This window comes from uncultured Sphingomonas sp., from assembly GCF_937859915.1.
Taxonomy (GTDB): Bacteria; Pseudomonadota; Alphaproteobacteria; order Sphingomonadales; family Sphingomonadaceae; genus Solisphingomonas.
This window is the reverse complement of sequence record NZ_CALMAW010000113.1, coordinates 1-23010: the sequence shown is the minus strand read 5'-3', so window position 1 is coordinate 23010 and position 23010 is coordinate 1. Positions and strand designations below refer to the sequence as shown.

Below are 23010 nucleotides of genomic sequence, written 5' to 3'. Positions count from 1 at the left end.
GCTTAACGCGGCGTTATGACTAACCCCTGCGTTTCCGCCGCGAATTAGGATAGTTTTCCAGAGTTTTCCTGTTCGCGTTCCGGTCCCTTGAGCTTCCCCATGGCCGAAGCCGCCAATTTCCCGGTGGCGCGACGCTTGGCGTAATGCTCCACTAAGGTTAACGATTGGCCGGAAACGGCCGCTGTCTCAGCAGCGCTGCATCCCGCTTCAAGGAGCGAATTGACGGCGTTCTTCCGGAGGCCGTGCGGCACAACCTTATGCCCGTGCCTGGCGGCGAAGGTCTGCAGCACGCCTCGCACCGTCTCGGGATCATAGTGACCTCCATCCGCGCGCGGCAGCAATGGTCGGTCCTCATTCGGTCGGCCGCCCAGGATCAACTCAAGCCGCGGGTGGATCGGGATCTCAAGCTGCTTCTTGGTCTTCTGCTGCGTAACGAACAACACACCGCCGCGGATGTCGAACCAGCGTAGGCGGCAGACGTCGCCTATCCGCTGCGCGGTGAAATAGAGCAGGCCGACCGCGACCCGGACGCGCCGATCCTCGTCCTCGAAAGCCTCGGCGACGAGATGCTCGGGCCATGGCTCGTAATCTTTAGCCGCGTGCAGATCGATTTCGGACGCGGGGTTGATGCTGACCAGCTCGCGCTTCTTGCCCCAAGTCCAGAGCGCCCGCGTCGTCCGCAGCGTCGCGTTCGCGGCGCCTGGCCGATCGGCCATGGTGTCGAGCAGATCGTGAACGGTCGAGCGCGTCACGTCGCCAACCGGGGCCACGCCAATCGCGCGCTCGATCGCCGCGAGGTAGATGTTGTACTGGTCGCGCGTGTTGGCAGCGAGGCGATTGAAGTCGGGGCTTTTTTGATACCGATCAATCATCATGGCGACGGTCATCACCGAGATCGGCTCGACAGACAGCCGGGAGCGATGAGCCAGGAAGCCCGCATAGCTCCCACCGAATCCGGCTTTGTCCTTGATGTCGGGCAAGCGCTTCAGAAGCTTTTTGCCGTTCGGCTTCTGCCGACCGGTGTCGAAATAATAGTAGCGCTTGCCCTTCGTCGTCACGCACTTCACGTGCGGGGGAAGTCCACGCGCTTTAAGCCGCGTCGCCATACAATCCCGATCTGCTCCGCCAATCGGCTACGCCGTGGCCCGTAATGCGATCTTGCGCCTCGTCGAGCGCAAGCCGGCTCCAGTGCATCTGGCCGCCGAACAGGACGCCAACGGGCAGCCGTCCGTCGAATATCTCGCGCTCGAATGATGCGGGCGATAGGTCGCAGTAGGCCGCGGCCATCGCCTTCCGCATCATTCTGGGCCAATCTGGCGCGCTTACCGGCATTTGCCCTCTCCTTTGGATCCGCTGCTCGTTGGCGTTGGCGTGTTCATGCGGCCGACTCCCGTGCCGGCTCGTTGCACCGTCCCAGACCAAGGAGATCGACATGACAGGCGGTAAGGTTCGACCCGGCGAGGATGGTATTCTGCCAAACCACGCGGCGCGTGACCTCGAGCAGGGCACTCAGCCCGGCAGCGCAATCCCCGAGCCGCATGAGAAGCCGGCCAAACCGCCGCTTGGCGCCAAGGTCGAGACCACGACCGAAAATCTGAGCGAAACGGCATTGAAGCCATCCTGACCAAACTGGTCGGCACACCATCAACAGGGGAATGATCGATGGCTTACAATATCGACGAGCTCGCCAAGCTTTATGACGATACACAACAAGCGGCTGAAGGAAGCCTGCGAGAAATGATCGCGCTTGCTGTGACATGGGGCGAGGATCGTTTCGACTTGGCGCGGATCGAGACGCCGACACAAGAGGTCTACGGTCCGGACGCAATTGAGGAAATTGCGCGCACCGAAGGGCTCTACGCTGACCAAGATGAAGGACATCCCAGCTAAAACCAGCGGATCCCGCGTTCATGCCGCACCTGACGGTGGTAGATTCAGTCGAGCAACCGTGTCGTCGACGTAGAGCAGGACAAGCGACACAGCATCAGCCTCGACGATTACGTTGCCATCAAGTTTGCCTCCCGCCTGCTGCTTCAAGGTGGCAATTGCGGCGACGACTGCCTCATCCGGTCTATAGCGCGGACGGTCCGGAAAGTTGATGATTTCGGCCACGGCCTATTCGCCCGCCTGGGCGGTGCAGAGGTATGACTTCACACACGCCACCTCTTGGCAGATGATGATCCCCGCACCCGGGCGATCGGCGAGCATGCGGATCGCCTCGGCCTCGGCGACGTCCCTGGTCGGATGGCGCTCGGCGCTGGTCTCGAGGCGACGCAGCGTGAAGCCTCCGCGGAAGTGGCGGGTGCGGGTGCCAGCCTCACCACTCATGACTCGACTCCGATATTAACCGAAGGCATCAGCAACCGATGGTTATCAGCTGGAAAAATGAGGGAAGTTTCCGCCTGCTTATCGGGACTGACGAATGGACGGTCTACGTCGCTCGTGACATCCTCGAACGCCGCGCAGGCAAGAGACTGGACGATTCTGGCCTTGACCGGATAGCAAATGAGATGGCCCGAGACCTTCGCGATGCCATCTTCGCCAAGGTTATGCGTCATACAGGCTCGCGCGACTGGATACGCATTGACCTCAGCGATCCGCACGTCCCAGTCTAGGTTGATCGTCGTGCCACTCATGCCGCGATCGCCCGTTCCAGCACGATGAATCCACTCGGCATTCGCCGGCCGAGCCGGCGCACCATGCGCTCGATGCGAGGCCCCTCGCCAGGACGATCGGAGGCCGTGAGGTAGCTCCGCGTAACGAGGTCGATGCGTGCCGCGCCGGGCCCGTTCGTAGCCCACTCCCGCGGCATGCCCTGGCTGCAGTCGAGCCGGCCCTCTGGCGTGATATGAATGTTGCTGCCGATCGCTAGGAAGTCGCGGATGATCGGGGCGAGGCGCAGGCCGGTCATGCTGCCACCTCTTTAGCACCAACCAGCCGCACTACGTCCGCTTCCAATACGTCCCACCACTGGCTTGGCATCCCTGCGTCCGAGCAATCGCGGGCGATCTCCATCTTGAGTATCAGCGCGTCCACGTCCGGCGCCGGCGCGGCCTCGACCAGATGGTTCATGGTCAGGCAGAGGGCATGGTCGACCGCGGCCCGGATGGTTTCCGGCATGCCTTCGACCTCGACATCCGCGAGCGAGCGGTATAAGCCTTCGGCGTGGCTCCAATCGGCAGGGGTTAGTTCCCCAGATTTGGGTGATGATACCGCTGCAACTAACGACACCGCCGCCTCCGCCCCTGCGAAACGCCGCAGATCGGACAGCACGGCCGCCCACCAGTCCTCCGGCATGCCGTCCGCATCCTTCCAGCGCGTCCTGGCATATTCAATCTTGTACAGGGCGGCGGCTACGTCAGGCGCGGGCGTGAGGGCCATCGCATCCTCAGCGTCGACCCGAACGTCCGTCAGCATGTCCGAGATGTTCGTCAGCCGATCGTCGAAGACCGCATGCTCGCCCTGACTTTCGGCGCGAATGATCGCATCCGCGTAAATCCCGCTGTCAAAGGCTTGCTCAGCAGATCGCGCCTTCTCGAAGGCCGCGCGCAGGTCGGCCCATGACGTGAACGCCGCTTCGATCTTGCCTAGCACGCTCATGCCTGCACCTGTGGCGCGACATCCGCGTCCAGCTCAGAGACGAAGCCGTCGGCTCCATGCTTCTTGGCATACTCCATCGTGAAGAAGTGCTGCAGCATCTCGACGCGATCAGAAAAGCCGGGCGGCTCGGTCAGATCGCCGACGGACTGGATGCCTCCTACCATCTCGACATAGTGATCGTCCCATATAGAGCGACCGCTGAGCACGCCGGCCGGAGTGACCGGACGGATGTCGCCGTCGACGCATAGCGCCCAGGCGATGACCGGCTCCGCCAAGATGCAGCTGCCCTCCAACGTCGGTTCGAGATCGACGCTGAGCAGGCTCACACCCGGCAGCGCGGGGATGATCTGGACCGCACGCCCCTGAAGGGCGTCGGCCTGCGTGTCGGTCAGGTCGAACTTGCGTCCGTCGTTGAGCTCGACGGTCCGCATCTTGACGCGGTGGTCGTTCTTCCAGTCGTTGCTGACGCGCGTGATCGCGTCGAGCGGCACCATTGCGCCGGCCCAGCCGGTCGAGATCAATCCGGTCATGCGATTGCTCCTTCGTGCCGGCCGCACCGGCTATTTTCATGAGTCACGGGGAAGATGCTGGCTGCGTAGAGATCGACCTCGATCTCCAGGCTCTGTGGATCCGGCCCGCGATAAGAGGGCGGCGTCGCGAACCTCGCGAGCAGCGTTTCGTTCACTGTGGGAGGGTTCAGCCGGCAGTCGCCGACCTCGGTGCTGAGAGCGTTCTCGTAGCGATCCCAGTGGATGCAGCCGGCGCAGGACGCCGCGGTCATGCCGCTTCTGCCTGCGGAGACGGACCGCGCTCGGGCGCGCCGGTATCGCGGCAGAACTCTTCAATCAGCGGGCTGATCGACGCCGGCATCCCGAGCGTAGCACCCTCGGCGATGAGAAGCTTGAAAGCGTTGCCAAGGGCACTCTGGATCGCGAGCGCGAGCATGCGATCCTCGCCGTCCTGAGTGCCGGCTATGCCATCGATGTAAGCGTGCGCCATTCCCAGCGTGATCAACATGTCCGCCTTGTGCTCTGGCGGTAGCGACATGATCAGCGCGGCATTGTGCTGGAGCGAGACCGATCCCGCGCGACAAGCGGCCCAGCTCTCTTTGCTTTCGTGGCCGAAACTCACTCGTAGTGTGTCGTCGAACAATTCTCCGGCGGCTCGCTGGTCGTAATACGCGAGTGCGAGCGCTGCGAAGCTACGGGTGCTCGCCGGAACCCGCGGTGCTTGTCGTGTTGCCATGTGCCTTACTCCCTTGAGGGGAGCAGGGGCCGATCCTTGCGATGTAGGCCCTCCGCAGAGGCGCCGATTTACGCGGTGGGTTGGTCCTGCTCATCGGCCGTGGGCGGCTGATGAGGGAATGTGTTGGATATTTATCATGGCGTCAATGCAAAATATGATAAATTTCCAATACCGGCTCGATGGTAAAAGTCTAGGAGACCTTTACAGAGGTCCTGTGGTCCTTTATCAACCGGTTATGACGATAGGCATCCCGCAGCCCGATAAGCTTTTCTCGCGAAGTGATCTCTGCCGGCTATCCGGGGTTACCGACGGCGTCGCAAGCTTTTGGATAAAACAAGCCATGCTGCGGCCATCTCCTGGGCCAAGCGGCAAAGGCTACCATAAAAGATTTGATCGCCTACAAGTGACATTGGCCGCGATACTTAACGAGTTGCAGCACAACGGTGTCAATGTAGCTGGCTTGGCAAAGTTTGCCGGCCTTGTTCAAACAGGAATAGGCATTTGTGAAGGAAGCCCGCTTCGTCATCAGTCGATTAGAAGTGCATTATATCTTTATGACTATCTCAACAAGTTTCGCCATGGCGAAATTATCGACGTAGGTGACTACGAAACGCGTACATATCGCGGCAGACCCAGGCTGGTGAAAATCAGCAAGACCGCCGAATCAGAGCGTGAAATAGCAGAAAAGTTCGCCAATGATGACTATGCGACAATCGAAGAGATTTTAGAGTTTGCCCGCGTAGTTTCCCCTGAAACTCAATATCCGATTAGAATGTATACAGACCTTATAACTGAACTGGACGGTTTTGATGGTGGGGTAACCTCATGGATGATCTGGTCAGAAAACACAAATTGGCACCTTACGTGGTCAGCTGACGGCGTTCAGGGCTTTGGTGACATACCTGACGACTTACGATCAGCGACGTATATTGGAGTAGGCGCTATTGTTGCACGAGTTTGGAAAATTGACCGGGTGCTTCGTAATAAGATGCGTGTCCTCGAGAGGGTCGAATACCTTAAGGAAACTAGGCCTGAAATAGCAGAAATGCTTGAACGCAGGATCCAAGAAGATGACTGAAATCGCTTTTCGGCCATGCCAAGCTACGTGCGCCAAATGCATTAGATGCTGCGCGGTTGCGCGGATACAGTTCATTTGGTGGAAGCAAGAACTAGCTTCGCTGTATCGCTCTCGCCCTGGCTATGAAGGTAACTTGCGTCGGATTTGGCGTGATGATCTTTTGGAAGCCCAAGGACAGCTTGAACGACTTCGGCAAGATATTGAGCGCGCCTGTCCAGACGTTTGGGCAAACCAGGTAGCGCCTCTTGGAAGGCCCGTTCTAAAGCTTGTGGATCGGGAGACAGCATCACCCGACCTACAGCTTCCTGCACAAAGAACTCTGGCAGGGTAGTGCCTACTGCCTCTAATATGGCGCGTAGGTTCCCCACGCTGGGCTCGCTACCATTTTTCAAATTAGTGAAAAATGATGTGTTTACGCCCGCCCTGAGAGCCCATTCGTTGTAAGTTAATCCGTCTTCCCTGGGCAGACCGGATAGGCGCTCATAGATCGCTCGCGCTCTCCTCTCGCCGGCTAGCTTTTTCATCTTCGGATCACTCATGTTGGAAATATCTCATGCCGTCAGGCTGGTTACCACTTGATAAATTTCCAACGCCCTGTCACCTCTTCATTGGAAATTTATCAGTCGAAGGTGTGTCGGGATGATACTGACGGATGCAACGCTACTAGCCGAAATTGAGGCGTTCATCGAAGAGCATGAGATCAAGCCATCTCGGTTCGGCCTCGACGCGATGGGTGACGGTGCTCTGGTGTTCCAACTTAGAACCGGGCGTCGCTCGCTACGGTTGAAAAGCGCTGAGCGTGTGTTGGCTCATATCAGCCAAAAGCGATCCGAGCTTTCCTTAACAACTAAAGCCTGACCGCCATGACCAGGGGCGTGCCAAACGATATCGCCGAGCGCTCGCTCGACGCCTGCTCAGTGGAGTCGCCGGCTCCTGAGCCTCTGTGGAAATGCTATCTCCCGATGGTGGACGCAGCATGTCCCGATGACGGAGCGATCGATCGGCATATGCGGTGCCGTATGATGTTCATTCGCGACCAGGCCACGCGTGCGCGGCGAACTGCGGGGAACTGGGCGTCCGATCAAATCCTCGCGACCATCGAGCAGATTGGCTTGTCCCAGTGGGCCACACCGATGGAGACGCATGATCTCCAGGCGCTCGGAGAGTCGATGTCGGACCTTTTCACCATCGCCGCCAAAGTCAGTGTGCGTTGGATCGCCGCATGAGCGGGAATGTCGTGCGCGGCGCGTTTGGGGGCGAGGAAGCGCCACCGGCCTATATGGAAGAGGCTTTCAGCACCATTTCAAGCTTTGATGGTGGCGAGCCTCAGGGCGGTGACATCGACAGCGCTCCGCCGAAAAAACGCGGCCGCAAGCCACGCAAACCGCCCAAGATGTCCGACGAGGGCGTCACGTTCGACGACTTCTACGCCTACATGCCGGCGCACAATTATATCTTCGCTCCATCGCGAGAGATGTGGCCTGCGACGAGCGTCAACGCGCGCCTGCCAATGGTGCCCATGCGACAGTCGGATGGCTCGCCCGTCTTAGATGACGAGGGCAGGGCCAAGAAGATGAAGGCGACGACCTGGCTCGACCAGAATCAGCCGGTCGAGCAGATGACGTGGTCACCAGCGCATCCGATGATCGTCGAGAACCGGCTCATCTCCGAAGGTGGATGGATCGAGCGTCCAGGATGCTCATGCTTCAACCAATATCGTCCGCCCGTCGTGAAGCCGGGCAATCCGAATGACGTTGCCCTGTGGAAAGAGCACATCATACGCGTCTATCCCGATAACGCCGATCACATCATCAATTGGCTCGCTCACCGCGTTCAGCGGCCGGGCGAGAAGATCAATCACGCGATCGTGCTCGGTGGCAACCAGGGCGTCGGCAAGGACTCTATGCTCGAGCCTGTCAAATATGCCGTCGGCCCTTGGAACGTCAGCGAGGTCGCGCCCAGCACGATTATGGGCAACTACCATGGCTTCCTGAAATCGGTGATCATGCGCGTGTCTGAAGCTCGCGATCTGGGCGAGGTCGATCGCTTCGCGTTCTACGATCATATGAAGACGTTCACCGCGGCACCGCCAGACGTCCTTCGCGTCAACGAAAAGTATATCCGCGAGCACGCGATCTTCAACGTAACTGGCGTGATCATCACGACCAACCACAAGACGACTGGCATCTACCTGCCGGCCGACGATCGGCGTCACTACGTCGCTTGGACCGACCTTTGCAAGGAAGACTTTAGCGACGAGTATTGGGCCGAGCTTTGGACATGGTACGAGAACGGCGGCCTGGAGAACGTCGCAGCGTACCTGCAACAGCTCGACATCTCGGCGTTCAACCCGAAGGCGCCGCCGCCAAAGACGGAGGCGTTTTGGGCGATCGTCGAGGCAAACCAGGCGCCCGAAGGCGCCGAAATGTCATCGGCACTTGAGGCTCTCGGACATCCTACAGCCGTCACCGTCGATGAAGTCGTAGGCAAGGCCGACAGTGGGTTTCGGATATGGCTCACGGACCGGAAAAATAGTCGCCAAATACCGCATCGGTTCGAAGATTGCGGTTACGTCAAGATCAAAAGCGCTGCGACGGCAGACGGTTTCTGGCCAGTTGGTGGGGCGCGACGACGGGTCATTTACGCTCAACGCAATTTGAGCATTCGAGAGCAAGCGGAGGCTGCCAGCCGGCTGTCGGATCATCTTTCCCGCCAATTCTTGGCGGAGAAGGCGCGGCTGAAAGAGCAAAGCCGAGACGAGTGGGGCAGTCGGTGATGTCGGTGATGTCGGTGATGTCGGTGATCCGCTACCCCCCCCCTTTTTTTTCTCCCTCGCGTACGTGCCTTTTGTCAAATTCATTCGAAGATCAGATGCTTGGTAAATTACCGTCCCAATAGGAAATCACCGATATCACCGACATCACCGATTTTGGAGTTTTGAAATGACGATCCTCGATCCACTCAATCACTTCCTCGAGCGCGCGAAGAAAGGCGACGGTCAGTTCGCCATAGCTGCAGCCCTGTGGCGCTGTTCCGATATGCTCGACCGGATCGGCTTCACAGCGCCTAATGGCTCGCCTGGCGCGCTCGAGTTCATTGGCATGCAGCTTCGCGATCTGGTGGCGGATGCGCAGGCTTCCCGGAGCATCGACCATGAGTGATGCGACCGTCAGCGACGATCGCCTCCGCCTGATCGGGAAACGCATCGAGGCGATCTACGAGCAGGTCGCATCGGTCCGCTTCCAGGCGGATCAAGCTGATCGCCTTGCCGCGCACGCCTTCGGAGCAAGCGTCAGCCATGCGAAGCTCGGCAAGGGCAACATCGTCGATGACCTCGGCGACGGCACGTTCCGGGTCGATTTCGAGGGCAAGGGCTTCAAGGTCGTTCAGAAGAACTTCCTGACGCCTATCAAGAGCGCGGCTCGCACGGATACTGGCCCATACGACACCATTCGACGTACGAAACTGGGCCCACTGGCCGTGGCCAGCCGCAATCCAGCCGCTGGGCTTGAGTATGCCGTGTGGTGCCTAGGCGAAGCGGTCATGGCGGTCGGCGGCTTTCAGGCCATGCAGCGCGTGTTCGCCCTTATCGAGGGCGGAGGCGTAGGTAGCCCGATCTGCGAGTGGCTTGATGGCTGCTGGTCCGGCGTGACCGATGGTCGCGAGCGGTGGCTGGCATGACCGCCTCGTGCTGTGGAAAATGTCGCTTCTGGAAGCAAATCAGCGACGACGACGAGCGCGGATATTGCAAGAAGGCCGCGCCTACCATCATCAGCGGTATGATCGCCGAGGCTGCCCGCGATTATTCGTCGGAGTTCGATCTGGCGTTCGGATGCACGATGTTCCCGGCTACCGATGTCGACGACTGGTGCGGCGAGTTCGCGGTTTCGGCGGAATACGCATGACCCGCCTCGCCCTCTTCGCCCTGCTCGCCATATCCGGATGCGCGGCGGTGTCGCCAGCGCCCGCTGCTGAGCCGATGGAAACTGGGCGCTCCCGCTATGATGGGAGCGTAACGGAAGCGCCCAGCCCGTCGTTGCTGAGGGGCATACGAACAAGCCGGGTCTATGCTGTTTCCAAAGCTTCGCTCTTTACATTTGTTGATGGTGCACAAATAGGCAGCACGCGATCTGACCGCGGCGCAGCCAAATGGGCGTTCCCGGAATGGGCGGAAACCAGGAACGCCCAAGTACTTAATGCTCGATCCGTCACGATGAAGCGTCGCCAATATATGATGAATATTATGGTGGCGCCTTCACATTTGTTCAGACACACGCATCACAGATTGCGGGTATCATGACGGGTGCCGTTTCCACCTCACATGCAGCGGCGGATCCGATGATGGTTGTGCGTGACGGTCCGACAGTGACGATGGTTCATGGCATGGTGGGGCACCACGACGTCGCCCGAGTTAAGCGCGCCGTTAGGGGTGCTAGGTGCAGCCATTGGCGACGATTGTGCCAGTGCACCTCCCGATGTGCCCAAGGCAGCCGCGGCGATCAGGACGATGATCTTCACTGTCGATCTCCCAACGTCGGCGTCAAAGCTTCTTGTCCGCCTCAGCTACGCCACAGCCTTGATCGACAGGCGTCACGTTCGCGCGGTCGCCGCCTTGGGCTGACTTGTCGCCTTTCGCTGGGTCGGCGTGCGCGTGCGCCGCTTCAAGCTCGTCCGCCGCTTGGTCGTGAGCTTTCTTATCGTCGGCCATACGGCCTCCTGTTTTTGGGGGTGTGCTCAGGTGAACGCGTCGCCTGCTTGAACGGGCCCGTTGCCAATCGCTTAGCGATGGTGGCGCGGACATGATCGCGAAGACGACCGATCAGGGATCGCGCAAGCGGGCGCCCTACACACGCACCGGTGGCGGAAGGCTGCCTGACGAGACACTCGCCGAGATCTGGCGCCGCCATCAGGCCGGCCAGAGCGGCAACGCAATCGCAAGGGCCTTGGGGCTCAACCAGGGCGGCGTCGCACGGCGCATCATCGAGATGCGCGAATGCGGCGGCGTGCCTGCCCCCAAGGTCCGAAAGAACGCTCGGATCGAAGGCACGGTCTATCGCAACGCCCGCGCCACTTGGCACGGTGAGCAACCACGGGTGCGCTTCACAGCCGCAACCGAGGTGTCGCTAGAGCGAGAGGCCGAGGCGATCCAGCGGCGCAAGGCTGGCGAACACCGCGAGCAAATCGCGGCCGCTCTTGGCATCTCACCATGGACCGTCGGCGAGTACTTCGTGAAGGCGCGTAAGCTGGCCGGCCTGCCGAGCATCCGCCTCACCACGAACGAGCGCCGCTCGTTCCGGAAGGCCCTGATCGTCGGCAAGCCCATCGAAGAGATCGCCGAGCGCCGGGGCGTGAGCGTCTGGCGGGTCCGGAACTTCAAGAATTCTCACCTGACAGTGCGAGACCGCGAGCTGCGTCGCATCGGCAAGGGCCGGACCGCACCGCCTATCGTGCGTCGCCGGGTCTACATGCCGAGCGATGTAATCGGCGGCCGCGACCCGATGTACGCGGAGGCGTGGGCGCTGATCCCTAGCTGGATCAGCGAGGACGCTCGCGCCGACATCGCGTCGGACGTCTGCCTGGCGGTGCTCGAGCGCAAGATCAGGCGGGCAGAGATCCCCAATTACGTGCAGCACTTCGCGCGGCAGTTCGAACGCAAGTTCGGGATGGACCGGTGGAGCAAGGTACGCAGCCTGGACGAAGAACTGGGCGACGATGGCGGTATGACACTCGGCGATGCGATCGGAGACGAGTTTGGCGTCGAGATGATCGAGGAAATCTCGCTCGGGTCGGAGTGGTGAGCATTCCTCAGAGCATGAATTCGGTAGCGCAATCTTTCGAACAGAGGTGGAAACGTGGGTAAGTCGACGAGCGGGAAGAGCCGCAAGAGCAATGTCGCGAGCACGAAGGTGTCGAAGGTCAAAACGGAGGTCGGTATCGAGCAGCCTACGCCTGAACAGGCGGCCCGGGTTCGGTTCGATCTCCAGGCGGTACTGACCGAGATGGGCCAGGTCGTCGGTCGGGCCTATCGCCGACAGCCGCTGTATCGCTCGATGGCCAAGCAGATGAAGATCAGCCGCGACCAGCTCGATGCCTTGGATTTCTATCGCTCCGCTTTCGACCGGTCGGAGCGATCGGCGACGAAGTCGTGTCTGAACGTCGGCGTCGGTGGGGGCGGGAAGTCGAGCGGGGACTACATCCCGGTCGAATTCACGCCGTCGATCGCGGAAGCGCGGCGTAAGGTCGCGCTGTGCGAGCGGCCGCTTGGAGCATTGCTCGCCGTCATGCGCGCCGTCGTGCTCGAAGACCTGTCGTTCAGCGAGATCGCTATGGCCCGATATGGCAGCCGCAAGCGAGACTGGATCGACGTCGACGTGCCGGTCATTCGCGACGGGAAGCCGCTGAAGGTCAAGGGCAAGGTCGTGAAGGAGGCGCGCACCGTCGAGCGCTTGGCTCCGCGATCGCCAAGGCATCGCGAGATTATCGCTCAAGAGTTTCGGGACGGCCTGCGCATCCTGACGGTCCAGCATCAGTTGCTCGGCTCGCGCAGTGCGATCGAAGAGATCTGGATCCAGCCCGAGGCAGACGGCACCGCTACCATCCACCGCGGCGTGTCAGCGCCGAACGGTCTCTACCGGGTATGGGGCGGTCGAACGATGGTGGCGAAGGTGTTCGTCGAGCTCGGTGAGGAGCACAGCGACCTGACGTTTCCGACGCCGTTTGCTGCCAAGCATGCGCTTGACGAAGCTGCCGGTGGCCGGCTGATAGGGTTGATGGAGTCGGAGTTGGCTGCCTAGCCGCGAAATTGCTACCTCCGCGGCTCTAGCGCGCCTGCAGGGCCGTTGCTGTAAAGACCGTGGGTGATGTCCATGCCCACTACCTTCCATGTCAGGCCTTCGAGCTTGAAATCCAGTGTAGTAGTGCCATCGACCACGACATTACCTGACGTCAGACTCGTTCGGATCAAGGGTGGGAGTGGCCTATCTTGCCCGCTGTTGGGCTGCGCTATTATGCCGTTGAACATCCCGTCATTGACCATTCCGGCCGAGAAGGAATGCGCTTTCGAAACCGTATCCACCAACTTTTCGGATGTGATGTAGCCGTGTCTTTCAAGATCGCCGCCATACGCTATAACTTGGCGCTCAATGTCGGCTTGCACAGCCGGATAATCTACGCGAGCATTGAGGGCGGCGCGATCACCTCGATTGAAGTCGCGGCTAAACTGGCGGATTTGCCATTCAGGAGACTTCCAAAGCCAGATACCCGCCATAGCGAAGGCGATTGCCGCTACGATTGCCGCGACCGAAACAGCTCTCTTCATTCACCGCATCCTGTGTCCTACTTATCGTCTACCGAGCACCGGTTAACGACATTCAAATAAGCGAACTTTGGTCGCGGAGTGAGCGGCACGCGAATGCCACCGGTCCGTTTAATCTATCCTCCAGGATCCCGTTGCGTATGTCCCCCTTGACGCCGGGGCAGCGCATGAGCCATAGAGCTCACATCTTGATTTGCGTCTGCGGTGCGACAGGATCTGAGCCCACCCTCACCGGTGGGCTTCGTCATTTCTGGCCGTTACCGATCAGCACGCAGGTAGAGCACGGATCCGGGCCACCTGCTCCTTCAACCGATCAGCGAACACGAGCAGTTCGCTTTTCATGTCGACGTCCTTCACCGCGGCCGCGATGATCGTCATCTCTTCTGACTGGCGTGCCACACGCGCAGCCCACTCGATACGCGCTTCGATTGCATTGATGATCATGCTTTCCCCCTGCGTTTTCGGGCCAACGCACTTGCAGCAAAACGGTCGTAGTTAACGGCTGGTAAGAGTGTTCTGAGCGACGAACGGAGAATGCAATGCGGGCACAGGCGCAACAGCTTGAGCGTCTCGCTTCCGACATGCACGCCGTCGCGTTCGACTTCGCGGAGCCTGCCCGTTCGGTCCATGCTGCTGAGCGGCGTATCGCTGAAGTTGAACGGATTTGCGATGCGGCACGCGCCATCGTTCGTGGTCGCGCACGTTGCGAATAGACATCCGCGGCAACCTGAAGCCGGTCCACCGCGCGATGATCGCGCTCGGCGCCAAGCAGGTACCGTTCGCCAGCGCCCTCGCGCTCACGACGCTGGCCAAGGGCGTCCAAGGCATTGAGCAGGACCTGATCGGGAAGACGTTCGATGACGCGACGCCGTTCACGCGCAACGCGATCGCGATCAAGCCGGCGACCAAGAGCAACCTGGTCGCCACCGTGTTCGCGAAGGACATCCAGGCCGCCTACCTCACGCCCTACGTCGTCGGCGGCATGCGTGACTACGGCAACAAGCGGGGCATGATCCTTCCGGTCGACGTCCGGGTGAACCAGTACGGCAACCTGACCAAGGGCACGCTGCAACGGCTGAAGGGTAAGCCGGGCGTCTTCGTGGGCCCGGTGAAGACGAAGGCCGGGGTCATCAACGGGGTTTGGCAGCGGCCTGTCGCAGGCAAGGTGGTCGGCAAGCGCATCAAGGGCACGCGGATCGCAAAACCCGCCGGTCATCTGAAGCTGCTGCTGAAGTTCGAGGACACCTCCGCGGTCACCAAGCACTTCGACTTTTTCGGCGCGGCGCAGCGGTATCTGACCAAGAACGCGGCGGCGGCATTCGACAAGGCCATGCGCCAGGCGCTGGCTACAGCGAGGTAGATCATGAACGACCAGACTAAACCGGGCGACAAGATGGCTAAGCAGGCCAAGCAGGCTGTTGACGCGGCTATGAAAGACGCTCGCAGCCAGTCGCTCATTTTGGGCGGTCCGGGCAAGCCCGTGCCGACTGCGAAGAGCTGATCATGGACGACAAGATCGCACGCGAAGGCCTGACTTTCCGCGCCGGCGAGAAGGGCTTCGTCTTCTATGACGAGAGCCGCTTCACCGGCGAACGCGGAAGAACTTGGGCGTTTGGAACGGTGCAGGAAGCTGCCGAATGGCTTGTGTCGCAGTTCACACCCGTCACTGACGCTAGCGTTGACGAGGCCAGAGATCATTTTGCCAAGCATCCGCCTGATCCGAAGGTTGGTGGAAAGCGCGGCGTGGTCGATGCCGGCGAAAGTATCGTTCTGACCTCCGAGATGACAGACCACCTTCTTCGCCTCTTGGACGCGCAAGCAGGGACGCTAGATGCGCGCGTCGAGATAGACATGTCGGTTCTTCGGGAACTGCGCGAGATGCTTGTCAGAGATCAGCGGTCGCGCTCCACTCGCGCATGATCGCCCTCGGCATCGTCGCCCTCATTGTCTTCGCGCTCGCGATCATTGCGACGCGGACCACCATCTCCGTCGTCATCAGGAAGGATCCGGACATGTCCACCATCAAGCAGCGCCTCGCTATCATCGAGGCTCAGCTGTTCGACATCACCGCTGCGGTCGGCGACATCAAGACATCCTTCGATGCGCTGAGCCATCCCGAGACCGGCGCTGCCAGCGCCTCCGATCTCGCCGCGCTCGGCACGCAGGTCGATGCGATCAAGGCCGACATCGGCACCGATGCCAACCCAGCCGCCGGTTCGGCCGCCGCGCCCCTCGAACTGACCGATCCGATCCCCCAGGCGCAATGATGTTGCGCCGGAAGGATCGAAACGTGTTTTGGGTCCTTCCTGCCCCCTTCTGAGCCGAGGGTATTGCGCGCCCCGGTTCATTCCTAGCTATGAACTCTGAAAGGGGTCCGCACCCCAAATGTCCGCACCCGCGAAACCGGTCAGCATCCGCGAGTTCGCGCGTCTCGATGGATGCAGCGACAAGCTGGTCCGGCGGGCAATAAGCGAAGGAAAGCTGGTAGTTTCGGCGGATGGAAAGCTCGACCCGGCGCTCGCCGGATCGGGCTGGCGCCGCACAAATCGGCGGGCCGCGGCGGCTGCGGACAAAGGTGCGGACACCGCGCAAATGTCCGCACCGGCGCGGACACCGGCCGGTGCGCCGCTAGATCCTGCCACTCTGAACGACACCGATTTCATCGCCGAGGTTCTCGCCGGCCGCTACTTCGACGTAGCGATGGCCGAGAGGGTCAAGGAAAACGGGCTTGCCGCCAAGAACCTGCTCGCCGCGCGGAGGGAGGCGGGTGACGTTGTCGACCTCGAGGTGGCCGAGGCGGTGCTGTTCGAACAGGCGCGCGCCTTCCGCGACGCCTGGCAGAACTGGCCGAACCGGGTGGCGCCGCTGATCGCCGCGAAGCTCGGCATCGCTGTCGAGCCGGTGCTGGAGGCGCTGAACGAGCATGTCCACCAGCAGCTCAGCGACCTCGGCGAACCCGAAGCCGACTTCGAAGACGCTGACGAAGGTTGAGAGACTAGAACGCGCCTGGCGGCGTGGGCTGACCCCTCCGCCCCGCATCAACGTGCCGCAGTGGGCGGACCGCTTCCGCAAGAAGGCGGCGGGCGCCGGATCCACCACCGGCAAATGGCGAACCGGCGACGTCGAGATCGCGCGTGGCCCCATGTTGGCGGTCACCGAGCCGGGCACGGCGATCATCACGGTGATGGTCTGTACCCAGCTGATGAAGACGGCGCTGATCGAGAACGCCTTCGGCTTTTTCGCTCACCTCGACCCGTCCCCGATGCTGATGCTGCAGCCGAAGGAGGATGCAGCCGAGCAGTTCTCGAAGGAGCGTATCACCCCGCTGATCCGGGCCACCCCGGTGCTGCGCGAGCTCGTCGGTACCCGCAAGACCCGCAATGCCGACGAGACGATCCGGTACAAGTCGTTCCCTGGCGGATTCCTCGCGATCGAGGGCGCCGGCAGTCCCGACAACGTGGCGCGCCGCCCGATCAAGCGAGTCTTCTGCGACGAGATCGACAAGTATGTCCCCACCCGCGAGGGTGACGCGGTTGGCCTCGCCGAGGAGCGCATGGGCACCTTCATCGGGGCCCAGTCGATCCGGGCATGCTCCCCGACGATCTCCGGCGAGAGCGCGATCGAGACCAGTTATCTGGACGGCGACCAGCGCCAGGCTTCGGTCGAATGCCCGCACTGCTCGCATCGCCAGTTTCTTGAGTTCTTCAAGCATATCGAATGGGACAAGGAGATCGATGGCGAAGGGCGTGTGGTTGCCCATCGCCCCAAGACGGCGGCGGTGCACTGCGAGGCGTGCGGGGCTGCATGGACTGAGGCGGAACGGCGCCGGGCGTTGCAAACGGCCCGGTGGCATCAGACAAAGCCTTTTCGGTGCTGCGACACCTATCAGGAGCCGCTCACCGTCTACAGCGACACTTGGCGCGCCGCAGCCGAGGGCGCAGGCGACCCGGTCGACGCCGCCTGGGACTGGTGGGCAGGCCCCCGCCACGAGGTTTACCGGGCCCGGTGCAGCAAATGCGGCACCTGGCCGGTCGATAACGAGCATGCGAGCTTCACCGCGGGCAAGGAGTTTAGCCCATGGGAGCGCGACAGCCCGCCGAAGATCGCGGCGAAGTGGCTCAAGTGGAAGGACGATCCCGAGCAGCGTGTGAAGTTCGACAACACGCAGCTCGGCAAGCCGCATCGTCGCGCAAGCGGCGTCGACTTGAACGCTGAGGCGCTGGCCTCGCGCCGCGAGGTCTATCCGGCCGAGGTGCCTGACGGCGTCGCCGTCATCACCGCCGGCATCGACACCCAGAATGACCGCCTCGAGGTCGAGGTGGTGGGATGGGGGCGCGACGAGGAAAGCTGGAGCCTCGCCTATGAGGTGTTTCCGGGCGATCCGAACGATCCGAAGGTGTGGTCCGACCTGGATGCCTACCTGAAATTGGTCTGGCGCCGCGCGGATGGTCGCACGTTCGATGTCATGGCCGCATGCATCGACACGGGCGGCAGCCGCACCGAGGCCGTCTACCAGTTCGCCAAGGCTCGGATAGGTCGGCGCATCTGGGGTATCCGCGGCGATCCGGAGGCGGCGGGGCAGCGGAAGCCCGTCTGGCCGGCGAAGATGCCTCTGGCCCGGACACGCCGCAGCTACCAGCCGTTCACGATCGGCGTGAACACGGCAAAGGATGTCATCCGGCAACGGCTTCTCGCGGAGATGCCGGGCCCGGGCTACATGCACTTCCCCGCAGATCGGGACGTCAATTACTTCGCGCAGCTCACGGCCGAGAAGCTGATCCCGGATAAGCGGACACGTCGGCTGATCTGGGTCTGCCCGTCCAATCTGCGCAACGAGGCGCTCGACTGCCGTGTCTACGCCTATGCGGCGCTCGCGGGGCTCACGCACTTCGGACTGAAGCTCAATCGCCGTGCCGACGAGGTCGGGGCCATCGCCTCCCCTATCGGCGATCTGACCGATGCCGGTCAGCGGCCGGCCCCGGTCATCACGGCAACCGAGCCGCCAGTGAACGTCATCACCGTCGGCAAGCCGACCGAGACCGCCAAAAAACAGTCGATGGGCGCGCTGCTCGCAAGACGGAGGAAGCCATCATGAGTCTGTTCGATGGCATGTCGCGGCTCCAGCTGCAGACCGCGCTTGTCGCAGCGCAGACGGCGCTGATCGAATTGCAGACCGGCGCCCGCGCGACGACGCTGTCCTATACCCAGGGCGACGGCGCGAAGTCGGTGACCCGCAAGATGGCGTCGGTGGCCGAATGCTCGGCCCTGATCCGCCAGCTTCAGGTCGCGCTCGGCATTGCGCAGCCCCGGCGCGCGCGACGGTTTGTCTACCTATGACGACTGCCCCGCCGGCAGTCGGCGTGCCACAGATCCTGGACGCCTCCGGCAAGCCGATGGTGCGCAAGTCGCTGCCGGCGCGCGCGCTCGTCGGCGGCTCAAGCGTGCCCTACGATGCGGCGGACTTCCGCGGCCCCCACACCGCTGAGTGGTGGCCGTATCTGTGGTCGGCCGACGGCGAGCTTAATCCCTACCGGGACACCATCGTCGCGCGTATGCGCGACATGGTCCGCAACGACGGCTGGGCATCGGGCGCGATCACGCGCGTGCTGGACAACGCAGTCGGGGCTAATTTCCGGCCCATCTTCAAGCCGGACTTCAAGGCGCTGGCGCACTTCACCGGCATCAAGGGCTTCGATGCGCAGTGGGCCTATGAATATTCGAAGGCACTCGACGCGAGCTACCGCACCTGGGCGAACAGCCTGGGCAACTGGAGCGACGTCCAGCGCCGGCTGACGGTGCCGCAGATGTTCCGCGTCGCCTTCCGGCACAAGCTGATCGACGGCGACTGCCTGGCGATGATGCAGTGGCGACCTGAACGCTGCGGCTATGGCCGGGCCCGCTACGCAACGGCGGTACAGCTGATCGACCCGGATCGCCTCGGCAATCCGACCTATCAGTTCGACCAGAAGAATATGCGCGGCGGCTGTATCGTCGACGATGACGACGTGACGGTCGGCTATTCGATCCGGCGCGCGCATCAGGGGGACTGGTGGTCGGCGGGCGACAGTCTGCACTGGGACCCGATCCCGCGCGAGACCGAGTTCGGCCGCCCGATCATTGTCCACGACTTCGACAGCGATCGCGCGGGCCAGCACCGCGGCGGCGCCGGCATCCTGACCCCCGTCGTGCAGCGGCTCAAGATGCTGATCCGCTACGATGTTGCCGAGCTCGACGCCGCGCTCCTCAATGCGATCTTCGGCGCATGGATCGAGAGCCCGTTCGATCCGGCAACCGCCGCGGATGCACTCGACGCAGGCGATGGCCTCAGCGCCTACCAGACGAACCGGGTCGACTATCACAACGAGGCGCCGATCCGGATCGCCGGCGTCGGCGGCCAGCTGCCGGGTCTATTCGCGGGCGAGCAGCTGAAGCAGCTCGATGCGAAGCGCCCGTCGGCCAACTTCGCGGCGTTCGAGAAGGCGGTGCTCCGCAACGTCGCCCAGGCAGCCGGCCTATCGGCGCAGCAGGTGTCCAACGACTGGTCCGACGTGAATTATTCGAGCGCGCGCGGCGCCATGCTCGAGTTCTGGAAGACGATGACCCGGCGCCGCGATGACTTCGCGACCGGTTTCTGTGCACCGATCATCAGTTGCCTGGTCGAAGAGGCGCATGAGCTGGAAGAGCTACCGCTGCCGGCCGGTGCGCCTGACTTCGTCGAGTTCCGCGAAGCCTATTCGCGCGCAAAGATGGTGGGCCCGGGCCGCGGCTGGATCGATCCGGTCAACGAGGTGAAGGGCGCGATCCTCGGCATGGACGCCGGCCTGATGGATTACGACGATCTCTGCGCCGAGCAGGGAATCGACGGCGATGACATGATCGAGATGCGCGCGCAGACGATCAAGCGCTTTCAGAATGCTGGCGTGCCCCTTCCCTCCTGGGCGGGGATCATGCCGGGCGGCGAGGCGATGGCATCGCCGACGCCTGCGACCCAGACGATCACGGACCCGGAGGCGGTATGACGCAGTTTGCCCATCTCGCCACGAGGCTTTTCAATACGCCGCTCGCGATCCATCCGCGCAAGGCCGAGATCGCCATGGCGGCACTTTCCGAGCGCCTCGGCATTACGAGCATCGTGCGCGCCGATGGGCGTCCGATGAAGCCCGGCGCTTGGTTCGACGATGACGACGATTTCGGCGCGCCGCGCGGCACGCGGGCGGCGGCGGACCCTGGCTATGACGTGCTGAATGGGGTCGCGGTGATGCCCGTCACCGGAACGCTTGTGCACAAGCTTGGCAGCCTGCGCCCATATTCGGGCATGACCGGCTATGACGGTATCCGCCAAGCATTCCTCACCGCGCACGACGATCCAGAAGTGAAGGCGATCGGCGGCCTTTTCGACACCGGCGGCGGCGAGGTATCGGGATGCGCCGACCTCTACGATACCATTATGTCAATGCGCGGCAACAAACCGTTCTGGGCGATCCTAAGCGAGAGCGCCTACTCGGCAGGGTATTGGCTGGCGTCTGCCGCGGACAAGGTGATCGTCCCACGTACGGGCGGGACCGGATCGATCGGCATCGTCTGCATGCATGTCGATATGTCCGAGGCACTGTCGAATGCCGGCCTAAAGGTCACCTTCATAACCTCTGCCGGCGCAGACTTCAAAGCTGACGGCCATTCTGAAATTCCCCTCAGCCCAGACGCCCTCGCTCGTTTCCAAGGCGAGATCGATGACATGGGCGAGATCTTCTATGATGCCGTCGCGAAAGCGCGCGGTCTTACCACCGATCAGGTTCGCGGCTTTAAGGCCGGTACCTTCATGGGCGCCGCTGGCGTCACGGCCGGCCTCGCCGACGCCGTGATGGCGCCCGAGCAGGCATTTGCCGCGCTCCTCGCCGAAGTCGCCTGACCAACCGGAGAACCGAAATGTCCAAAACCAACCCGTTCGCCGGCCTCATGGCCGGCTTCCGCGGCGCGCGCGCCGAAGACGACAAGAACGACGATGAGGGCGCCCGCGCCTCGCGCCGGGCCGAAGAAGACAAGAATCGCGAGGAGGAAGACGCTCGCCGCGCGGAAGAGGATCAGCGTCGCAATGACGAGGACGCCCGTCGGGCCGAGGAAGACACGCCTCCCAATGATGACGGCACGACCGACCCGAAACCAGCGCTCGATAAGGTCGACGACGCTCAGGATCCGGAAGACGACGCGGATGACGATAACGACGTCGATGCCGAAAAGGATCTAGACGACAAAGGCAAGAAGGCGTTCCGCGCTGGTCTCGCCCTGGGGCGTTCGCGGGAAAGCGCGCGGGGAGAGCGGATATTCCTAGCTGCGGCCAAGGTAGGCCGTCCCGATCTGGCGGCCACGCTGGCCTTCACGACTCGTAACAGCAGCGCTGAATCCGATCGCCTGATGGCAGCCGCTGGCGCCGCGCCGCCTTCTCGAGGTCGCAGCCTCGATGATCGCATGGCCAACCGCAACGACCCCCGCCCGGGCGCCGACGGCGGTCGTCAGGGCAAGCCGTCCTTCGCCGACCGCGTTGCCGCCGCGAAGAAAAAGGCCGGCATCAGCTGATCCGCTGACCCCTTTCTTAGGAGCAAGTCCCATGGTTCTTACTGCAACCCCCTACACCAACAATCCCTTTCAGCCAGGTGCGACGCAGGATGCGTTCATGCCGGACCAGCTGATCGGCGGCGATATGAAGATCGTTACCGACACCAAGCTCATCACCGGCGGCGCCTACTATAGGCGCGGCACCGTGCTTGGGCGCATCAACACCGCTGGCGCCACCTCGGCAGTGAAGGCTTCGGGTGCAAACACCGGTAACGGCACGTTCGTCCTCGATCCGACGACGCCCGTCCTCGCGAATGCCGACGCGGGCACCTACACGCTGCGGTTCACGACCGCGACCAATGTGCGACTCACCGATCCCCGCGGGCGCGTCCTTGGAGATTTCGCAATCACGGCTACGGCTGGCCAGACGGCGACGGTCGCCGATCAGATCAAGGGCGTGCTCACCGAGGGCTCGACCGTCTTCGTGGTCGGCGATGGCTTCGACGTCACCGTCGCGGCGGGTGTCGACACCTACACCATGGCGATCTCGACGGCGGTCGACGGATCAGCAACCCCTTTCGCCATTCTCGTCGACGATGTCGACACCACGGGCGGCGCTGTGATGGGCGGCATCTACCAGATGGGCGAGTTCAACGCGAACGCGGTCATCCTCGGCGCCGGCATCACGCTGGCGGGTGCGAAGACGGCGCTCGCTGTCCAGAACATCTACCTCAAGACCCCGATCTCGGCCGTCGATCCGAGCTGAACCACCCCACCATCCTATGGATGATGCCCGCCATCGTGCGGGCTTTTTAATGGAGCCCCACGATGGCTGATTCCCTGAGCTACACCACTGCCGAGCTTGTCCAGGTCGTTCCGAACCTCAAGACGAGCCAGAACTTCCTCCTCGACCGGTTCTTCCCGAACATCATTGAGTATGACACCGAAGAGGTCGCGATCGACGTCGACGTCGGCCTGCGCCGCATGTCGCCGTTCGTCAGCCCCCTCGTCGAGGGCAAGCTGGTCGAGCAGCGCAAGTGGCTGACCAACAAGTTCAAGCCCGCCTACATCAAGGACAAGCGTGCGCCCGACCTGCGCAAGCCCATCCGCCGCGCGATCGGCGAGCGCATCGGCGGCGGCGAGCTGACCGGTGAGGACCGGATGATGATCAATCTCGAGTTCGAGATGGCCGATCAGGTCGACATGGTAAATCGCCGCC

The 23010-nt window shown here is 62.2% G+C and carries 36 protein-coding genes; 23 read left to right on the top strand and 13 right to left on the bottom strand.

What is annotated here, in order from left to right:
- Positions 1-44: 44 nt before the first annotated feature.
- Positions 45-1058 carry a tyrosine-type recombinase/integrase gene (locus Q0326_RS14660; RefSeq protein ID WP_298691788.1) on the bottom strand — a complete coding sequence of 338 codons (1014 nt, stop codon included), beginning with the start codon at positions 1056-1058 and terminating at the stop codon, positions 45-47.
- Positions 1059-1432: 374 nt separating this feature from the next.
- Between Q0326_RS14660 and Q0326_RS14655 the strand changes: the two genes are divergently transcribed.
- Positions 1433-1624, top strand: a complete 192-nt coding sequence (locus Q0326_RS14655) for a hypothetical protein (RefSeq protein WP_298691786.1) — start codon at positions 1433-1435, stop codon at positions 1622-1624.
- Positions 1625-1662: 38 nt separating this feature from the next.
- Positions 1663-1890 carry a hypothetical protein gene (locus tag Q0326_RS14650; RefSeq protein ID WP_298691784.1) on the top strand — a complete coding sequence of 76 codons (228 nt, stop codon included), beginning with the start codon at positions 1663-1665 and terminating at the stop codon, positions 1888-1890.
- An 18-nt stretch (positions 1891-1908) separates the two neighbouring features.
- On the opposite strand, the gene Q0326_RS14645 is transcribed toward Q0326_RS14650, so the two are convergent.
- Genes Q0326_RS14645 through Q0326_RS14610 form a run of 8 tightly spaced genes read right to left on the bottom strand, consistent with a single transcriptional unit; the run spans position 1909 to position 4845 of the window.
- A complete protein-coding gene (locus Q0326_RS14645) occupies positions 1909-2112 on the bottom strand; it encodes a hypothetical protein (RefSeq protein ID WP_298691782.1) in 204 nt (67 codons plus the stop codon).
- Between the two features lie 3 nt (positions 2113-2115).
- Positions 2116-2328, bottom strand: coding sequence for a hypothetical protein (locus Q0326_RS14640; RefSeq protein ID WP_298691780.1), 213 nt, complete (start codon positions 2326-2328; stop codon positions 2116-2118).
- Positions 2325-2636: a hypothetical protein gene (locus tag Q0326_RS14635; protein WP_298691778.1), complete on the bottom strand. Its 312-nt coding sequence runs from the start codon at positions 2634-2636 to the stop codon at positions 2325-2327. Before Q0326_RS14635 ends, Q0326_RS14640 begins: the two co-directional genes overlap by 4 nt.
- Positions 2633-2911 carry a hypothetical protein gene (locus tag Q0326_RS14630; protein ID WP_298691777.1) on the bottom strand — a complete coding sequence of 93 codons (279 nt, stop codon included), beginning with the start codon at positions 2909-2911 and terminating at the stop codon, positions 2633-2635. The genes Q0326_RS14635 and Q0326_RS14630 overlap by 4 nt, the downstream gene beginning before the upstream one ends.
- Complete coding sequence (locus tag Q0326_RS14625; RefSeq protein ID WP_298691775.1) at positions 2908-3600, bottom strand: hypothetical protein; 693 nt, start codon at positions 3598-3600, stop codon at positions 2908-2910. The genes Q0326_RS14630 and Q0326_RS14625 overlap by 4 nt, the downstream gene beginning before the upstream one ends.
- A complete protein-coding gene (locus Q0326_RS14620; protein WP_298691773.1) occupies positions 3597-4130 on the bottom strand; it encodes a hypothetical protein in 534 nt (177 codons plus the stop codon). Before Q0326_RS14620 ends, Q0326_RS14625 begins: the two co-directional genes overlap by 4 nt.
- Entirely contained in the window at positions 4127-4381 is a 255-nt protein-coding gene (locus tag Q0326_RS14615) for a hypothetical protein (protein ID WP_298691771.1), read from the bottom strand. Before Q0326_RS14615 ends, Q0326_RS14620 begins: the two co-directional genes overlap by 4 nt.
- On the bottom strand, positions 4378-4845 hold the full coding sequence (locus Q0326_RS14610) for a hypothetical protein (protein WP_298691769.1): 468 nt from the start codon (positions 4843-4845) through the stop codon (positions 4378-4380). Before Q0326_RS14610 ends, Q0326_RS14615 begins: the two co-directional genes overlap by 4 nt.
- Before the next feature lie 136 nt (positions 4846-4981).
- Here Q0326_RS14610 and Q0326_RS14605 point away from each other — a divergent pair, with 136 nt between their 5' ends.
- Positions 4982-5923 carry a hypothetical protein gene (locus tag Q0326_RS14605; protein ID WP_298691767.1) on the top strand — a complete coding sequence of 314 codons (942 nt, stop codon included), beginning with the start codon at positions 4982-4984 and terminating at the stop codon, positions 5921-5923.
- Between the two features lie 71 nt (positions 5924-5994).
- On the opposite strand, the gene Q0326_RS14600 is transcribed toward Q0326_RS14605, so the two are convergent.
- Complete coding sequence (locus tag Q0326_RS14600) at positions 5995-6462, bottom strand: hypothetical protein (protein ID WP_298691765.1); 468 nt, start codon at positions 6460-6462, stop codon at positions 5995-5997.
- Positions 6463-6562: 100 nt separating this feature from the next.
- Here Q0326_RS14600 and Q0326_RS14595 point away from each other — a divergent pair, with 100 nt between their 5' ends.
- The 6 genes from Q0326_RS14595 (at position 6563) to Q0326_RS14570 (ending at position 9828) form a co-directional block, all read left to right on the top strand.
- On the top strand, positions 6563-6781 hold the full coding sequence (locus Q0326_RS14595; RefSeq protein WP_298691763.1) for a hypothetical protein: 219 nt from the start codon (positions 6563-6565) through the stop codon (positions 6779-6781).
- A 5-nt stretch (positions 6782-6786) separates the two neighbouring features.
- Positions 6787-7149 (top strand): hypothetical protein, encoded by a 363-nt coding sequence (locus Q0326_RS14590; RefSeq protein ID WP_298691761.1) that lies wholly within the window; start codon positions 6787-6789, stop codon positions 7147-7149.
- On the top strand, positions 7146-8699 hold the full coding sequence (locus tag Q0326_RS14585) for a primase-helicase family protein (RefSeq protein WP_298691759.1): 1554 nt from the start codon (positions 7146-7148) through the stop codon (positions 8697-8699). Before Q0326_RS14590 ends, Q0326_RS14585 begins: the two co-directional genes overlap by 4 nt.
- Positions 8700-8865: 166 nt before the next feature.
- Positions 8866-9084, top strand: a complete 219-nt coding sequence (locus tag Q0326_RS14580; RefSeq protein ID WP_298691757.1) for a hypothetical protein — start codon at positions 8866-8868, stop codon at positions 9082-9084.
- Entirely contained in the window at positions 9077-9604 is a 528-nt protein-coding gene (locus Q0326_RS14575) for a hypothetical protein (protein ID WP_298691755.1), read from the top strand. Before Q0326_RS14580 ends, Q0326_RS14575 begins: the two co-directional genes overlap by 8 nt.
- Positions 9592-9828, top strand: a complete 237-nt coding sequence (locus tag Q0326_RS14570) for a hypothetical protein (RefSeq protein ID WP_298691753.1) — start codon at positions 9592-9594, stop codon at positions 9826-9828. Before Q0326_RS14575 ends, Q0326_RS14570 begins: the two co-directional genes overlap by 13 nt.
- A 635-nt stretch (positions 9829-10463) precedes the next feature.
- On the opposite strand, the gene Q0326_RS14565 is transcribed toward Q0326_RS14570, so the two are convergent.
- Positions 10464-10631, bottom strand: coding sequence for a hypothetical protein (locus tag Q0326_RS14565; protein WP_298691751.1), 168 nt, complete (start codon positions 10629-10631; stop codon positions 10464-10466).
- A 91-nt stretch (positions 10632-10722) separates the two neighbouring features.
- Between Q0326_RS14565 and Q0326_RS14560 the strand changes: the two genes are divergently transcribed.
- Positions 10723-11721, top strand: coding sequence for a hypothetical protein (locus Q0326_RS14560; RefSeq protein ID WP_298691749.1), 999 nt, complete (start codon positions 10723-10725; stop codon positions 11719-11721).
- 54 nt (positions 11722-11775) lie between these two features.
- Positions 11776-12717 carry a hypothetical protein gene (locus Q0326_RS14555; protein WP_298691747.1) on the top strand — a complete coding sequence of 314 codons (942 nt, stop codon included), beginning with the start codon at positions 11776-11778 and terminating at the stop codon, positions 12715-12717.
- Between the two features lie 11 nt (positions 12718-12728).
- Here the strand turns inward: Q0326_RS14555 and Q0326_RS14550 are convergent, their stop codons facing one another.
- Together Q0326_RS14550 and Q0326_RS14545 are read right to left on the bottom strand one after the other, a co-directional pair.
- Complete coding sequence (locus tag Q0326_RS14550) at positions 12729-13241, bottom strand: DUF2939 domain-containing protein (RefSeq protein ID WP_298691745.1); 513 nt, start codon at positions 13239-13241, stop codon at positions 12729-12731.
- Between the two features lie 261 nt (positions 13242-13502).
- Positions 13503-13682, bottom strand: a complete 180-nt coding sequence (locus Q0326_RS14545) for a hypothetical protein (RefSeq protein ID WP_298691743.1) — start codon at positions 13680-13682, stop codon at positions 13503-13505.
- Between the two features lie 259 nt (positions 13683-13941).
- Here Q0326_RS14545 and Q0326_RS14540 point away from each other — a divergent pair, with 259 nt between their 5' ends.
- From Q0326_RS14540 to Q0326_RS14485, 12 genes are all read left to right on the top strand, one after another.
- Positions 13942-14598, top strand: coding sequence for a hypothetical protein (locus Q0326_RS14540; protein ID WP_298691741.1), 657 nt, complete (start codon positions 13942-13944; stop codon positions 14596-14598).
- A 3-nt stretch (positions 14599-14601) separates the two neighbouring features.
- Positions 14602-14739, top strand: coding sequence for a hypothetical protein (locus Q0326_RS14535; RefSeq protein ID WP_298691739.1), 138 nt, complete (start codon positions 14602-14604; stop codon positions 14737-14739).
- A 2-nt stretch (positions 14740-14741) separates the two neighbouring features.
- Positions 14742-15158: a hypothetical protein gene (locus Q0326_RS14530; protein ID WP_298691737.1), complete on the top strand. Its 417-nt coding sequence runs from the start codon at positions 14742-14744 to the stop codon at positions 15156-15158.
- The gene (locus tag Q0326_RS14525) at positions 15155-15505 is read left to right on the top strand and encodes a hypothetical protein (RefSeq protein ID WP_298691735.1); all 351 of its coding nucleotides are present in this window, start codon (positions 15155-15157) and stop codon (positions 15503-15505) included. Before Q0326_RS14530 ends, Q0326_RS14525 begins: the two co-directional genes overlap by 4 nt.
- 118 nt (positions 15506-15623) lie before the next feature.
- On the top strand, positions 15624-16229 hold the full coding sequence (locus tag Q0326_RS14520; RefSeq protein WP_298691733.1) for a hypothetical protein: 606 nt from the start codon (positions 15624-15626) through the stop codon (positions 16227-16229).
- A complete protein-coding gene (locus Q0326_RS14515) occupies positions 16162-18333 on the top strand; it encodes a terminase gpA endonuclease subunit (protein ID WP_298691731.1) in 2172 nt (723 codons plus the stop codon). The genes Q0326_RS14520 and Q0326_RS14515 overlap by 68 nt, the downstream gene beginning before the upstream one ends.
- On the top strand, positions 18330-18575 hold the full coding sequence (gene gpW / locus Q0326_RS14510) for a gpW family head-tail joining protein (protein ID WP_298691729.1): 246 nt from the start codon (positions 18330-18332) through the stop codon (positions 18573-18575). The genes Q0326_RS14515 and gpW overlap by 4 nt, the downstream gene beginning before the upstream one ends.
- A 23-nt stretch (positions 18576-18598) precedes the next feature.
- Positions 18599-20257: a phage portal protein gene (locus Q0326_RS14505; protein ID WP_298691727.1), complete on the top strand. Its 1659-nt coding sequence runs from the start codon at positions 18599-18601 to the stop codon at positions 20255-20257.
- Positions 20254-21147: a S49 family peptidase gene (locus tag Q0326_RS14500; RefSeq protein WP_298691725.1), complete on the top strand. Its 894-nt coding sequence runs from the start codon at positions 20254-20256 to the stop codon at positions 21145-21147. The genes Q0326_RS14505 and Q0326_RS14500 overlap by 4 nt, the downstream gene beginning before the upstream one ends.
- 17 nt (positions 21148-21164) lie before the next feature.
- On the top strand, positions 21165-21812 hold the full coding sequence (locus Q0326_RS14495) for a hypothetical protein (protein WP_298691723.1): 648 nt from the start codon (positions 21165-21167) through the stop codon (positions 21810-21812).
- 31 nt (positions 21813-21843) lie between these two features.
- Positions 21844-22557 (top strand): head decoration protein, encoded by a 714-nt coding sequence (locus tag Q0326_RS14490; protein WP_298691721.1) that lies wholly within the window; start codon positions 21844-21846, stop codon positions 22555-22557.
- 62 nt (positions 22558-22619) lie between these two features.
- On the top strand, positions 22620-23010 hold a 391-nt coding region (locus Q0326_RS14485), incomplete at its 3' end, for a major capsid protein (RefSeq protein WP_298691719.1).